The organism is Brevibacillus sp. FSL K6-0770 (assembly GCF_038000275.1).
Lineage (GTDB): Bacteria > Bacillota > Bacilli > Brevibacillales > Brevibacillaceae > Brevibacillus > Brevibacillus parabrevis.
Genome location: NZ_JBBOBQ010000001.1, coordinates 3,533,610 through 3,548,060 on the forward strand (window position 1 = coordinate 3,533,610; position 14,451 = coordinate 3,548,060).

Sequence of the window (14,451 nt, forward strand, 5' to 3'; positions counted from 1 at the left end):
TAACACAGTAGGCGCTAAACTACAAGGCCCGTTCTAACTTTTTTCCTCTGCGCTTTTCTCCTGCCCCTGTTCCCGCTCCAGCTCGGCTAAAAGCTTTTTCATTTCACCAGTCAGCTCAAGCTTCGAAAGCAAGTCGGGTCGGCGCGCCTTCGTTCTGCGCAGTGATTCCTTCAAGCGCCAGCGCTCGATGTTGGCGTGATGACCGGACAGCAATATATCTGGCACCTTCCAGCCGCGAAACTCGGCTGGCCGCGTGTAGTGCGGATATTCGAGCAGCCCGGTGGAAAACGAATCCTCGACAGCAGACGTCTGGTTGCCGAGAGCGCCCGGCTGCAAGCGAACGACACTGTCGATCACCACCATTGCTGCCAGCTCGCCGCCTGTCAGCACATAATCGCCAATCGAAATCTCATCCGTGACCAGATGCTCGCGAATGCGTTCATCATATCCTTCGTAATGACCGCAAATGAACACAAGATGCTCCTCCTGCGCCAGCTCCTCAGCGAGGCTCTGGTTGTACGTCACACCTTGCGGGCACATGAGGATGACGCGCGGCTTCTTGCCCCCTGGCAGAGCCTCTACCGCCCGAAACAACGGCTCAGGCTTGAGCACCATTCCCCCGCCGCCGCCGTACGGCGTATCGTCGACTGTACCGTGCTTGCTCTCGGAAAAATCGCGAAAGTTGGTGACCTGAAAGTCAACCAGTTCCTTCTCGCGAGCTTTTCCCAAAATGCTGCTGGACAAGACGCCCGCAAACATTTCGGGAAACAGCGTAAAAATGTCGATCCGCATCCGAAGTACCTCCTACAACAAGCCTTCCATCAGATGGCAGACCACGCGTTTGTTTGCAATGTCCACTTCTTTGATGCACTCATCGATAAACGGCAGCAAAATCTCGCCACGCTGCCCTTTTACGACCCACACATCGTTGGCTCCCGGCTGCATCACATCGACGATTTTGCCGAGCGCTTCCTCTTCGTCCGTGACAACCTCGCAACCGATCAGCTGATGGATGTAAAACTCGTCATCTTCCAGCTCCATCAAAGCTTCTTCCGGGATTTTCAGCTCTCCGCCCTTGTATTTTTCGATATCGTTAATGTGGGAGTAGCCTTGGAAACTCAAAATCTCAAAGTCTTTATGGGCGCGACGGGTCTCGATTTTCAGTTTCAACGGCGCAGAGAGAGAGGCATGGAACAAAAACAGCTCGTTTCCTTTGCGAAACCGTTGATCAGGGAAATCAGTTGTTGAGGTGACACGTACTTCTCCCTTGAGCCCGTGCGTATTGACCAGCTTGCCCACCGTATAAAACTTTTGGTTGCTCACCGTATCCACTCCTTCTATTCTTCAGCCCGATGGCCTGGCGTCCGCCGAATTTCATGCACACGTCCGTCTTTTATCATGATTTCCGTTCCTGCCATGATTTCATCCCAAATATCGCCTTCCTGAATGGTAACAGGACTTTCCACGGTCTGATAGTCCATCTCGCTTCCCTCGGGAAGGCTCTCGGCCTGTTGCAGGGAAAAAGAGATTTGGGCGATTTTTTCCTTGCGTCGCCGCTCTTCCTGGGCGATCTTTTGTTGCGCGAGCGCATATGTATCCGCAGACTTTTTCTTCGCCTCGGCCAATATTTTTTTCGATTGAAATTGCCATTGCTCCCATTCGTCTCGCTGCTTGCGCAGTTGTCTGCTGTACTTGTCGATCAGCACAGCGCGGGAAGCTTCTGTCATAATGAGTTTGACTTGTACCGACCGAAAAATCGTGAGCATGCCCTGCCACTCCTTTCGACGTATCAGTCCACCATATCGATTCAAACATCTCGCTATTCTTATTCAACCAAAAAAGACTGGGAAAGCTCCCAGCCTTTTTCTCAGACAATCTCAACCGTGACACGCTTGTCCGTTTCTACGGATGCCGCCATCACGACAGTGCGCAGGGCTTTGGCGATCCGTCCTTGCTTGCCGATAATCTTCCCCATATCATCCGGGTGCACCGACAATTCAAAGACGAGAGTGCGCTCTTTGTCCACTGCATTCACACGAACCTCATTCGGATGATCGACGAGAGCTTTAGCGATCGTTTCGACCAGCGCTTTCATCATCAGACCTCCAGATGACCGACTTATTTGCCGTATTTGGTTTCGTGTACTTTTGCGAGCACGCCTTCTTTGGAGAGAAGGTTACGAACGGTATCAGTTGGAGCTGCACCATTCAGGATCCATTGTACCGCTTTTTCGGTATCAATTTTCACCACTGCCGGTTGAGCAACCGGGTTGTAGTAACCGATTTCTTCAATGAAACGGCCATCGCGAGGGGAACGGGAGTCAGCTACTACTACACGGTAGAAAGGAGCTTTCTTGGAACCCATGCGTTTCAGACGAATTTTAACTGCCATGTTGTGTCACCTCCTGTATGGATCAACGCAAGATGAACATCTGCGTTGGTGCTACTATATCTGAACCATCGCGCTGTCTGACAAGTCAGCGGCGCGAAGAGATCATGCAATGCTTACTTGAACGGTGGTTTGAAATTGAAGGGGAAGTTCATGCCGCCTTGGTTGTTTCCTCCGCCCTTGCCCATGAACGGTAGTCCGAAGCCGCCTTTTTTCTTCGACTTCTTGACCATTTTGTCTGCGGCACCAGAGAATTGCTTCATCATCTTCTTCATTTCCTCGAATTGTTTGATGAACCGATTCACTTCCTGAATGCTTGTGCCGCTGCCGTTTGCAATGCGCTTGCGGCGGTTGGCGTTCAACAGATCAGGATTGGCGCGCTCCGCTTTGGTCATGGATTTGGCGATTGCCTCCACGCGGGCAATCTGCTTCTCGTCCACGTTCATTTTGCCTTTCATCTTGTTCATTCCTGGCAACATGCCGAGAATGTCTTCGAAAGGCCCCAAGTTGCGCAACTGCTGCATGGAATCCAAGAACATGTCGAAGGTAAATTCCCCTTGACGCATCTGGCGCTCCATGTCGCGCGCTTTCTCTTCATCCACAGATGCTTGCGCCTTTTCGATCAGGCTGAGCACATCTCCCATTCCCAAAATGCGGGAAGCCATGCGATCCGGATGGAACGGTTCGAGCGCATCCAGCTTTTCACCCATCGCCGCAAACTTGATCGGCTTTCCAGTGACAGCTTTGACGGACAGTGCCGCACCGCCTCGGGTATCACCGTCGAGCTTGGTGAGAACCACGCCAGTCAGTTCGAGCTGGCTGTTGAAGCTCTCCGCTACATTGACGGCATCTTGACCTGTCATCGAGTCCACGACGAGCAAAATCTCATCGGGCTTGGCAACTTCGCGAATTTGCTTCAACTCATCCATCAGCGCTTCATCGATGTGCAGGCGACCTGCCGTATCGAGAATCACGACATCCAGATGGTTTGTTTTCGCATGTTCAATCGCTTGCCGGGCGATATCAACAGGACTGACTTGATCTCCGAGAGAGAAGACGGGAACATTCAACTGCTCCCCCAAAACTTGCAGCTGCTTGATCGCAGCCGGACGGTAAATGTCCGCTGCCACCAGAAGCGGCTTCTTGTTTTGCTTTTGCAAATACTTGGCCAGCTTACCAGTTGTGGTCGTTTTCCCTGCCCCTTGCAAACCTGCCATCATGATGACAGTCGGCGGGCGGTGCGCCATCGTCAATTGAGCGACGTTGCCACCCATCAGGGCGACCAGCTCTTCATTCACGATTTTGATAACCATTTGACCTGGTGTCAGGCTTTTCATGACTTCCTGGCCGACTGCGCGCTCTTTGACGCGAGCGACGAAGTCTTTTACTACTTTGAAGTTAACATCTGCTTCCAGCAGGGCAAGGCGAACTTCCCGCATTGCTTCGTTGACGACTGTTTCGTCAATTTTTCCTCTGCCGCGCAGTTTGTCAAATGCGTTTTGCAGCCGATTGGCCAAGCTTTCAAACGCCATGCGAGCCCTCCTAATCCATCTCTGACAGTTGGTGGAGCAAAGTATTCAGCTCGTCTCTTGTCTCGCTCTCTGCAAGCCCATTTACAAGCTCATTCATTCGTGCCAGCACTTCCATCCGCTTCTCGTGGCGATGTGCCAGATTAAGCTTCTGGTCGTATTCGAACAACTGCTTTTCCGCCCGCTTGATGTGGTCGTAAACAGCTTGTCGACTGACCTCGTGCATTTCCGCGATTTCTCCGAGCGACAAGTCATCCAGATAATACAGCTCCAGATATTCTCGCTGCTTGCCTTTGAGTAACGGTGCATAAAAGTCAAACAAGAGATTGACTTGATTGGTCTTTTCTAACATGAAACCAATCCTTTGCTGTGAGGTACTCGTTTCGAAACTGTAAAGGCTTTTTCTTTACAGCACGTAGATTATAGTACCTAATTCCACACCTAGTGTCAAGCATTTTTGTTGACATCTTTTTTTGACGTTCCAGACATTATGATATTACGCGTTTTCTTGCTCTTCGGCTTCATCTTTTTGAATCAATCCGGCAAACAAGGCGTGTACAAACTGTTCCGGATCGAATGCTTGCAAGTCATCCATCTTCTCGCCCAGACCGACGTATTTGACCGGGATGTTCAGCTCGTTGCGGATCGCGATGACGATACCGCCCTTCGCCGTTCCGTCAAGCTTGGTCAGAACGAGTCCGGTCACTCCGGCAGACTGCCCGAATGTTTTCGCCTGGGACAGCGCGTTTTGGCCTGTCGTCGCGTCGAGGACGAGCAAGACTTCGTGCGGAGCGCCTGGCAGTTCGCGCTGCAAAACGCGGTGCACCTTCGCCAGTTCTTCCATAAGATTGACTTTGTTTTGCAGACGTCCAGCCGTATCGCACAAAAGCACATCGACTTTGCGCGATTTGGCAGCCTGGATCGCATCGTAGATGACGGCAGCCGGATCGGAGCCTTGCTGTTGCTTGATGACGTCGACACCGACGCGCTCTCCCCATACTTCCAGCTGCTCGATCGCTGCCGCCCGGAACGTATCGCCTGCTGCGAGCAGCACGTTTTTCCCTTGCTGCTTGAACATGTGCGCCATTTTTCCGATGGTCGTGGTTTTGCCCACGCCGTTAACGCCGACAAACAGCACAACGTTCAGACGTCCGTCCTCGATGTTGAGAGAGCTGTCTGCTGCTTCGTCGTTTTTCAACAAGTTGACGAGCTTCTCGGAAAGGATCGGTTGCAGGTCCAGGGCGTTTTCGATTTTTTGTTTACGCACTTCCGACCGCAAATCGTCGATCAGCTCCATTACGGTGTTGACCCCGACATCGGACGTGATCAAGATTTCTTCCAGTTCATCAAAGAAGTCGTCGTCGATTTTTTTGTAGCGGCGGACGAGGTCCTCCACTTTTTCCACCAGCAAATCTCTCGTTTTCGCCAATCCGTCGGTAAACTTTTGCGTTACCTCTTCGGATTTTTGCACGATCGCGTCACGAAGGCGCTTGAAAAAACTCATGATCATCTTCCTTTGCGGCTATTGTTTTCTCATCCATATTGCGCTTGGGCGCAAGAAATGTCACGCCCCGTTACGAGGCCGACTCCACGAATTTGTCGCTGTCCTCCAGCTTGACGGAAACCAGCTTGGACACGCCGCCTTCCTGCATCGTGATTCCGTACAGGACGTCAGCGCTCTCCATCGTGCCTTTGCGGTGTGTCACGCAAATAAACTGCGTCTGGCGGCTGAAATGCTGCATGTACTCGGCAAATCGGTTGACATTGGCTTCATCCAGCGCGGCTTCCACCTCGTCCAGTACGCAAAATGGCACAGGTTTGACACGCAGGATGGCAAACAACAGAGCCATCGCCGTCAGCGCGCGCTCGCCCCCGGAGAGCAGAGCCAGATTTTGCAGCTTTTTGCCCGGCGGCTGCGCTACGATGTCGATCCCCGTTTCGAGCAGGTTGTCCGGGTTGGACAGAAGCAAGTCGGCGCGACCTCCGCCGAACAATTGCACGAACACATCGCGGAACTGCTCGGAAATCGCTTCAAACGTCTCCTTGAAGCGGCGCGACATCTCCGCGTCCATCTCCTGAATCACCTGGTAGAGCATATCTTTTGCTTCATTCAAATCGGCTTCCTGGGCGCTCAAAAACTGCTGGCGCTCCGAGAGACGCTCGTACTCCTCGATGGCTCCGAGGTTTACGGTGCCGAGCGCAGCGATTTGCTTTTTGATTTTGGCGACGATTTGCGTTTCCTCTTGCAAGTCTCCGCGTGGCGGGTATTTCTGCTTCGCCAGATCGTAGCTCATTTCGTATTCTTCGGAGAGTTTATTCAACAGATGGTCGAGTTCCACCTCACCCCGGTTGACTTTCACTTCTTCCTGGTGAAGCTTCTCTTCCAGACTTTTGACTTCTCTGCGAATTTCTTTTACATGTACTTCAACCTGCTCTTGTTTGTGGAAAAGGGTCGCCCGCTCGTTGCGCCGCTCGGAAATCAGCCCGGCTACCCGCTCTTTGTCCTGGCGCAACTCCGCGATGCGCTGGTCCAGTTCCAGTCCTGACGATTCATTCGTCTGTTCCAGCTCGTCGAGAGCAGCCAGATTCGCATTTTGCTCCTCCCACTCGCGCTGAAGCAAGCTTTTTTGTTCCAACAAGCGCTCCGTTTGCTCCAGTCGGGATTGATGCTCCTGCTTCACCTGGGCGTTCAATACTTTGAGGCTGGTAATTTTCTGATTCATCTCTTCTTTTGATTCCAGCTGCTCCTGACGCTTGGCTTCCGCCTCGGCAATCAGCGCATTCAGCTGCTGTTCCTCTTGTTCCAGCACAACGAGGGAGGCTTGCAATTGTTCCTGCTTCTCGGAAGCTTCTTCTCTTTCCCGCTGGTAAGCGGCGATGTCCTGCTCAACCAGCTTGGCCCGCTCGCCCAGCGAACGCCCTTCTGCTTCCGCCTGCTGCAACAGACCTTTGACTTCCTGCTCCTTCAACCGCAAGGCTTCCCCTTCCGAGCGAAGCGTTTCTTGCTCTTCTTCCATACGGCCAAGCTCACTGGTCAGTTGCTCCATTAGCGTAGTATGTCCAGAAATTGCCTCTTCGATTTCACGCATCTGCGCTTCCAGCTCATCTGCCTGCCGATTGCGGCCGAGAAGGTTGGTGCTGTTTTTCTTCAGCGCTCCCCCTGTCATCGAACCGCCTGCGTTGACAATATCCCCTTCGAGCGTAACGACGCGATACCGATAGCCGAGTGTGCGAGCGACACGGTTGGCCTGCTCCAATTTTTCCGTAATGATGACATTGCCGAGCATGCTCTCCAAAATCGGGCGGTACGTTTCCTCAAACGAAACAAGCTCGCTGGCGATCCCGACAACGCCGCCTTCTTTTGCCAGCTGCTGCTTGTCTTGTGCCTGCAAGGTGCGCGGCCGAATGACATCCAGCGGCAAAAAGGTAGCGCGGCCTGCATTGTGCTGCTTCAAATAAGCAATCGCTGCGCGCCCGGCTGCCTCGTCGTCCACGACGACATTTTGCAATGCCCCGCCGAGCGCAACTTCAATGGCTGTCTCGTATTGCTGCGGCACGACGACCAGCTCGGCTACCGCACCGTGGATTCCTTTGAAGCCTCGCTCACGGGCTTTGAGAATTTCTTTTACCCCTTGCTGGAATCCGGCAAATTCGGACTGCATTTCCTTGATCAGATCGAGTCGCGACTTGGCCGCTTCCCTGCGCTGTTCGGACTGGCGAAGCTCCCGGCGAACCTGCTCCATCCGGGCTTGTCCGTCGCGCAGACCGTCCAGCAATTGCTTGTACCTCGCCACCGTATCTTGTATCGTTTGCTCGATTTTGGCCAACCGCTCTTGCAGTTCGGCGATTTTGACCTGACGCTGCACTTCTTCGAGATCCAACTGCTCTTTTCCAGACAGCTGACGGTCGACACGCGCCTGGGAAGTTTGCACCAATTGCTGCTGGTGGCGAATTTCGTTGCGCAGGTTCGCCATTTCGTTGAGCTTTTCAAAATAGTCGCCTTTCAAGCGCTCCACGTCATCCGTCAACGATTGCACCATGGCGAAAAACTGGCCTTCGGCTTCCTGCAAGGAGGCATGGGCCTCTGTCATTCGCTGCTCCGCTTCCTGCACGCGCTGCTTTTCTTCTGCAAGCTCTGCTTCGAGCGCATGCTGCTTTTCCGTCAGCTTGTGCATTTGCTCCATCGTCTGCTGGCGATTGGCACTCAAGTTGCGCATCCGCTCGCGCAATACTTCGCGCTGGCCTTCTACTTTTTCGGTTTCCTCGCTCACGGTCAAAAGAACTTGCTGCAACTCCTCAATCGACTGGTCGATTTGCGTGACAGAAAAGCGGGCTTGCTCCAAATCCGCTTCGTGCTTGCTCGCTTCCGTCGTTTGCGTAATCAGTTGCTCGCGCAGTTCCTGCACACGCTGCGAGGCAGCCTCCCACTTCGTATGGGCCGCCTCGATTTGTTGCACGTACAGAGCCACTTCATGCTCGACCAGCTTGCGGTGCAGCTCCTTGTAGGTTTTCGCCGTCTCGGCCTGCTCCTGCAACGGTCCAATCTGCTCCGTGATCTCGCTGACGATATCGTGGATGCGAATCAGGTTTTGCTCCGTGTCGTCCAGCTTCTTCTCGGCCTCTCGCTTGCGGGTCTTGTACTTGACGATTCCCGCTGCCTCTTCAAAAATTCCCCGGCGATCTTCCGATTTGGTACTGAGGATTTCTTCGATTTTTCCCTGACCGATAATGGAATACGCTTCTTTTCCCAGACCCGTATCCATAAACAGCTCCATAATATCTTTCAAGCGGCACGATCGGTTGTTTATGTAATACTCACTGTCGCCAGAGCGGTACACTCTGCGCGTAACGGAAACCTCCGAATATTCCACATCAAGCGAGCGATCGGTATTATCCAAGGTTAATGTCACTTCAGCAAAATTCACTGGCTTGCGCTTGTCGCTGCCCGCGAAAATGATATCTTCCATCTTCGCCCCGCGCAGCGATTTGGCGCTTTGTTCCCCGAGCACCCAGCGAATCGAGTCGGAAACGTTGCTTTTGCCGCTTCCGTTCGGGCCGACTACTGCTGTCACTCCCGGTACGAACTCCAATTCCGTCCTGTCGGCAAAAGATTTGAATCCTGCCAGCTCCAGACGTTTCAAATACATACGTACGATCCTCCTTACCAAACCCCACCCTGTTTGCTCGCCACCTGCTGTTATCCGCCGAATCCGGCAAAACACGCGGCCCAGATTGGATGGGTACCCGAAAAGAGCTCCTGCATGAGACAGGAGCTACTCCACTGCGAGGTTTCTTGGGTCTTTCCCCGTTAAGTGTATCATAGAAAGCCGTCATCACGCAGTATTTTCCCAGCTTTTCCAAGTCGGAACAAAGAAAGCTACACCACCTGCCTTTCGCAGATGATGCAGCTCCCTTTTCCGAGCTTTTATTTATCCCCCAGCTTTACCAATGCCCGCGCGGCGGCCTGCTGTTCCGCTTCCTTTTTGGAGCGGCCCGAGCCGATGCCAAGCGAACGATTGTTCAAAAGCACCTCAGATACGAACTCTCGATTGTGAGCTGGTCCTTTTTCTTCTACAATGCGATACTGGATGTCTCCCAGATTGTCCTGTTGAACAAATTCCTGCAACTGGCTCTTGAAGTCTGTAACCTGGGCAAACTCTCCCTTGTCGATTCTCGGATAAACGTATTTTTCCATAAAAGAAAACACGGCATCCAGGCCCTGATCCAAATAGAGGGCGCCAACAAAAGCTTCAAATACGTCCGCTAGCAAGGCAGGTCGCTGACGGCCGCCCGTCAGCTCTTCCCCTTTTCCCAGCAAAACGAGATCGCCAAAATTCAGTAGCTCAGCAAATTTAACCAGAGAAGGCTCACAGACAATCGCTGCCCGCAGTTTTGTCATCTCTCCCTCGCTCATCTTGGGAAAAGTTTTGTACAAAAACTGGGAAACCGTCAATTCGAGCACCGCATCTCCCAAAAATTCCAGCCGTTCATTGTCTGATATCCGTTTGCCGCGTTGCTCGTTCACGTAGGAAGAATGGGTGAATGCCTGCCGCAGAACGCTTTCATCATGAAAGCGAAAGCCGATCTTCTCTTGCAGCTGCGCAAAATTCATCACCCTCACCACCATTCCAGGAGACTGCCTACTTTTTCTCTCAGTAGGGCTCATTTATGCTTCGTATCGCTTCAGGATCACCGTAGCATTATGACCGCCGAATCCAAATGTATTGGACACAGCCACATGGACGGTCGCCTTGCGCGCATGGTTAGGAACATAGTCGAGATCACATTCCGGATCAGGATTTTCCAGGTTGATGGTAGGAGGAAGCACCTGATCGCGCAGAGCGAAAGCAGTCGCGATCGCTTCAATACCGCCTGTGGCGCCGAGCAAATGGCCTGTCATCGACTTGGTGGAGCTGACAGCCAGCTTGTAAGCGTGTTCGCCAAAGACGTCTTTAATCGCCTGCGTTTCTGCGATATCCCCTTGGTCAGTGGAAGTTCCGTGTGCGTTGATATAGCCTACTTCTGTCGGGTCGATTCCCGCGTCACGCAGGGCGTTTTTCATGCAGCGCGCAGCCCCTTCTCCCCCTGGAGATGGAGAAGTGATGTGATGGGCGTCAGCACTCATGCCATAGCCGATCACTTCGGCGATGATGTTCGCGCCGCGCTTTTTCGCATGCTCGAGTTCTTCCAGGATCAGGACGCCTGCCCCTTCTCCCATGACAAAACCATCGCGATCCTTGTCAAAAGGACGGGATGCTTTTTGCGGCTCGTCGTTGCGCGTGGACATCGCTTTGGCGGAACAAAAGCCGGCAAACGCCATCGGGCGAACGGTCGCTTCCGCTCCACCTGCGATCATCACGTCGGCATGATCAAACTGGATCAAACGCAGAGCGTCGCCGATTGCGTTCGTCCCCGTTGCACATGCGGTAATCGCACTGGATGTTGGCCCTTTTGCACCGTATTGGATCGATACTGCTCCAGACGCCATGTTCGCAATCAGCATCGGAATAAAGAACGGACTCACGCGGCGCGGTCCTTTTTCCAACAGCACGGAATGCTGCTCTTCCCATGTAGACAGCCCGCCAATACCGGACCCGATGTATACACCCACTCGTTCCGCATTTTCTGGCGTGATTTCCAGTTTCGCATCCTCTACCGCCATTTTGGCAGCAGCCAATCCAAACTGAACGAATCGGTCTGTACGTCGTATTTCTTTTTTGTCCATATACAGCTCGGGATTGAAGTCTTTTACTTCTCCCGCAATCTGTGTCGGATAATCAGTAGCGTCAAAAGCAGTCAGGCGGTCAATGCCTGATTTTCCTTCCAGCAAACTGTTCCAGAAGGTCTGCGCGTCATTTCCCACCGGAGAAATAACACCGACGCCCGTAATCACCACTCTTCGTTTCATTACGATCACCTCTATATGAAAGTCAGCAGTCAGCCTGTTACTTACACTTCATGCCCAACATAGCTTCCCCGTATGTATTCTCTGCAATTGAAGGAGAAGTCCCGTATGGTACGGGACTTCCAACTGATGGATCTACTTGTGAGATTCTATGTATTTAACAACCTCACCAACAGAAGTGATCTTTTCAGCATCTTCGTCAGAAATCTCTAAATCAAACTCGTCTTCGAGTTCCATTACGAGTTCCACTACATCCAGGGAGTCAGCGCCCAGGTCTTCTTTGAAAGAAGCTTCCAAAGTAATCTTGGACTCATCTACACCCAGACGATCGACGATGATTTTCTTCACGCGTTCCAATGTATCTGCCATCTTGCTTCACCCCCTCTCCCGTATTATAGTGGATGAGCTTTCAAAAAACCAGTTTACATATACATGCCGCCGTCTACATGCAAGGTTTGGCCTGTCATGTAGTTGGCTGCATCAGAAGCAAGGAACAAAACAACAGACGCGATGTCTTCGGTTTGACCGAGACGGGCGAGCGGAATCTGGCTGATCAGGCCCGCTTTGATGTCTTCCGGCAGGACGTCTGTCATTTCTGTAGCGATGAAACCTGGCGCTACCGCGTTCACGGTGATGCCACGGCTCGCCAGCTCGCGTGCAGCAGTCTTGGTCAGACCGATGACGCCTGCTTTGGCCGCTACGTAGTTTGCTTGTCCTGCATTGCCGAGTACACCTACAACGGACGTGATGTTGATGATTTTTCCCGAACGCTGCTTCATCATCGGACGAGTAGCTGCTTTCAGGCAGTTGAACACGCCTTTGAGATTCGTGGCGATGACGTCATCCCACTCTTCTTCTTTCATGCGCATCAACAAGTTGTCGCGGGTAATCCCTGCGTTGTTGACGAGAATGTCGATGGTCCCGAAGTGGTCGAGCGCCGCTTTGAACATGTCGCCCACTTCTTCTGTCGAGGACACATTGGCGCGAACCATGATGGCGTCGCGGCCGAGCTCCTTGATCATCGCGACTGTTTCACTGGCTGCCGCTTCGCTTCCTGCGTAGTTAACGACCACATTCGCTCCTGCTGCGGCCAGCTTGAGTGCGATCGCGCGGCCGATTCCGCGGGAAGCGCCTGTGACGAGTGCTGTTTTTCCTGTTAGCATAATACCCCTCCGTTCAAAAGCTCAGTCAAGGACTCCATATCCTGTACAGAAATAATCGTCGTGTCTGCCGGAGCGATTTTTTTGATCAGTCCAGCAAGCACTTTTCCTGGCCCGATCTCCACAAAAGTGGTCACGCCCGCTTCCACCATCCACTGTACGGAATCCTCCCACAGAACTGGAGCCGATACTTGCGAAACCAGTTGTTCCACAATCGCCGCCGCTTCGGTAACAGGTCGCGCCGTTACGTTTGCCACGACCGGAACGGTTGCTTCCCGGACAGATACGCCTGCAAGCACGGCCTGCAATTTATCCGCAGCAGGCTGCATGAGGCTGGAGTGGAACGGTCCGCTTACGTTCAGCGGCAGAACACGCTTCGCCCCCGCTGCCTTCGCCTGCTCGCCAGCCAGTTTGACACCTTCGGCGGAACCGGAGATGACAATTTGGCCCGGACAGTTCATGTTCGCCGGTTGTACCGGGTGTCCGGAAGCAGTCACGTCTTCGCAAATCGCTTGCAAAGCGGAGCGCTCCATGTTCAGGACAGCTGCCATCGCGCCCTGCCCTGCCGGAACCGCTTCTTCCATGAATTGACCGCGTGCACGGACCGTTTTTACCGCGTCAGCAAAAGACAACGCTCCTGCTGCAACCAGTGCCGAATATTCGCCCAGACTGTGTCCAGCCACGAATGCCGGAGTGAAGTCAGGACGCTGTTCTTGCAAAGCTGCCAATACCGCGACGCTCGCCGTCAAAATCGCCGGCTGCGTGTTAGCCGTCAGCTTCAGTTCTTCTTCCGGGCCGTTGAAGCACAAGCCGGACAGCGAAAAGCCGAGCGCTTCATCTGCCTGCTGAAAAATGTGGCGGGCTGCCTCCGACTGTTCACTGAGCGCCTGGCCCATTCCTACGAATTGCGAGCCCTGCCCCGGAAAAACAAATGCTACTTTCCCCACTACTGTCCGCTCCCTTCTGCTGGCGTGGTCGACCATTTCAAGAGTGTCGCTCCCCAAGTCAATCCGCCGCCAAAGCCTACGAGAATCACATTGTCGCCTTCTTTGATGCGTCCAGCTTCGACCGCTTCATCGAGTGCAACCGGAATCGATGCAGAAGACATGTTGCCGTAACGGTCGAGGTTGATCGCCACTTTTTCTTCGGACAAGCCGAAGCGTTGCACAGCCGAATCGATAATTCGCTTGTTCGCCTGGTGCGGCACGAGCAGGTCGATGTTTTCGCGGTCTACGCCCGCTTTGGCAAGAACCGCTTCTGTGGCAGAGTTCATCACGCGCACAGCGAATTTGAACACCTCTCCGCCCGCCATGGCCAAGTAGTGCAGATCGTTTTCCACCGATTCGCTGGAAGCAGGGATGCGCGAGCCGCCCGCTGGCAGACACAGCAAAGGTCCGCCCGATCCGTCTGCACCCAATTCAAACGACTGGAAGCCGAAGCCTTCTTTCACTTCGCCGATGACAGCAGCACCCGCGCCGTCGCCAAACAGCACGCAAGTATTGCGGTCTTTATAGTTCGTAATTTTGGACAGCGTTTCAACCCCTACCACCAAAATGTGCTTGTAAAACCCATTGGCGATGAACTGGGTCGCTGTCGTAATGCCGTACAAAAAGCCGGTGCAGGCAGCAGACAAATCTACCGCAGCCGCACGCTTTGCTCCCAGCTTTTCCTGCAAAATGCAGGCAGTGGATGGGAACATCGTGTCCGGCGTCACCGTAGCGACGATAATCATGTCCAGTTGCTCTGCGCTGATGTTGGCTTTTGCCAACGCTTTTTTCGCAGCTTCGTAAGCGAGATCAGAAGATGCTTGCTCAGTCGAGCAGATCCGGCGTTCCCGGATTCCAGTACGGGAAACAATCCACTCATCAGATGTTTCCACCATTTTTTCCAGATCGAAGTTGCTAAGCACCCTGTCAGGGGTGTAAGAACCTGTAGCCAAAATGCCTACTGAACGCTTTTTATCCATCTG

At 53.1% G+C, this 14,451-nt stretch carries 15 protein-coding genes; all 15 read right to left on the reverse strand.

Features of this window, described 5'->3' with window-relative positions:
* Nucleotides 1-33: 33 nt before the first annotated feature.
* Nucleotides 34-792: a tRNA (guanosine(37)-N1)-methyltransferase TrmD gene (gene trmD / locus NST23_RS16515; protein WP_122965168.1), complete on the reverse strand. Its 759-nt coding sequence runs from the start codon at nucleotides 790-792 to the stop codon at nucleotides 34-36.
* Between the two features lie 12 nt (nucleotides 793-804).
* Nucleotides 805-1,323 (reverse strand): ribosome maturation factor RimM, encoded by a 519-nt coding sequence (gene rimM, locus NST23_RS16520; RefSeq protein ID WP_340964115.1) that lies wholly within the window; start codon nucleotides 1,321-1,323, stop codon nucleotides 805-807.
* A 14-nt stretch (nucleotides 1,324-1,337) separates the two neighbouring features.
* Nucleotides 1,338-1,766 (reverse strand): YlqD family protein, encoded by a 429-nt coding sequence (locus NST23_RS16525; protein ID WP_063227668.1) that lies wholly within the window; start codon nucleotides 1,764-1,766, stop codon nucleotides 1,338-1,340.
* Nucleotides 1,767-1,867: 101 nt separating this feature from the next.
* Nucleotides 1,868-2,095, reverse strand: a complete 228-nt coding sequence (locus NST23_RS16530; protein ID WP_005834320.1) for a KH domain-containing protein — start codon at nucleotides 2,093-2,095, stop codon at nucleotides 1,868-1,870.
* A gap of 23 nt (nucleotides 2,096-2,118) precedes the next feature.
* Nucleotides 2,119-2,391 (reverse strand): 30S ribosomal protein S16, encoded by a 273-nt coding sequence (rpsP, locus tag NST23_RS16535; RefSeq protein WP_005834322.1) that lies wholly within the window; start codon nucleotides 2,389-2,391, stop codon nucleotides 2,119-2,121.
* A gap of 113 nt (nucleotides 2,392-2,504) precedes the next feature.
* Nucleotides 2,505-3,920 (reverse strand): signal recognition particle protein, encoded by a 1,416-nt coding sequence (gene ffh / locus NST23_RS16540; protein ID WP_063227669.1) that lies wholly within the window; start codon nucleotides 3,918-3,920, stop codon nucleotides 2,505-2,507.
* A gap of 10 nt (nucleotides 3,921-3,930) precedes the next feature.
* On the reverse strand, nucleotides 3,931-4,269 hold the full coding sequence (locus NST23_RS16545) for a putative DNA-binding protein (RefSeq protein WP_063227670.1): 339 nt from the start codon (nucleotides 4,267-4,269) through the stop codon (nucleotides 3,931-3,933).
* 144 nt (nucleotides 4,270-4,413) lie between these two features.
* Nucleotides 4,414-5,421 (reverse strand): signal recognition particle-docking protein FtsY, encoded by a 1,008-nt coding sequence (gene ftsY, locus NST23_RS16550; RefSeq protein WP_122965167.1) that lies wholly within the window; start codon nucleotides 5,419-5,421, stop codon nucleotides 4,414-4,416.
* 70 nt (nucleotides 5,422-5,491) lie between these two features.
* Nucleotides 5,492-9,064: a chromosome segregation protein SMC gene (gene smc, locus NST23_RS16555; RefSeq protein WP_173598889.1), complete on the reverse strand. Its 3,573-nt coding sequence runs from the start codon at nucleotides 9,062-9,064 to the stop codon at nucleotides 5,492-5,494.
* A 278-nt stretch (nucleotides 9,065-9,342) separates the two neighbouring features.
* Nucleotides 9,343-10,029 carry a ribonuclease III gene (gene rnc / locus NST23_RS16560; RefSeq protein WP_269747568.1) on the reverse strand — a complete coding sequence of 229 codons (687 nt, stop codon included), beginning with the start codon at nucleotides 10,027-10,029 and terminating at the stop codon, nucleotides 9,343-9,345.
* Nucleotides 10,030-10,083: 54 nt separating this feature from the next.
* Nucleotides 10,084-11,325, reverse strand: a complete 1,242-nt coding sequence (gene fabF / locus NST23_RS16565; protein WP_063227674.1) for a beta-ketoacyl-ACP synthase II — start codon at nucleotides 11,323-11,325, stop codon at nucleotides 10,084-10,086.
* A 132-nt stretch (nucleotides 11,326-11,457) separates the two neighbouring features.
* Nucleotides 11,458-11,691 carry an acyl carrier protein gene (gene acpP, locus NST23_RS16570; RefSeq protein ID WP_005834336.1) on the reverse strand — a complete coding sequence of 78 codons (234 nt, stop codon included), beginning with the start codon at nucleotides 11,689-11,691 and terminating at the stop codon, nucleotides 11,458-11,460.
* Between the two features lie 53 nt (nucleotides 11,692-11,744).
* Nucleotides 11,745-12,485 carry a 3-oxoacyl-[acyl-carrier-protein] reductase gene (gene fabG / locus NST23_RS16575; protein ID WP_122965165.1) on the reverse strand — a complete coding sequence of 247 codons (741 nt, stop codon included), beginning with the start codon at nucleotides 12,483-12,485 and terminating at the stop codon, nucleotides 11,745-11,747.
* Nucleotides 12,479-13,429 (reverse strand): ACP S-malonyltransferase, encoded by a 951-nt coding sequence (gene fabD, locus NST23_RS16580; RefSeq protein ID WP_242771082.1) that lies wholly within the window; start codon nucleotides 13,427-13,429, stop codon nucleotides 12,479-12,481. Before fabD ends, fabG begins: the two co-directional genes overlap by 7 nt.
* Nucleotides 13,429-14,448 carry a beta-ketoacyl-ACP synthase III gene (locus tag NST23_RS16585; RefSeq protein ID WP_122965479.1) on the reverse strand — a complete coding sequence of 340 codons (1,020 nt, stop codon included), beginning with the start codon at nucleotides 14,446-14,448 and terminating at the stop codon, nucleotides 13,429-13,431. The genes fabD and NST23_RS16585 overlap by 1 nt, the downstream gene beginning before the upstream one ends.
* Nucleotides 14,449-14,451: the final 3 nt, after the last annotated feature.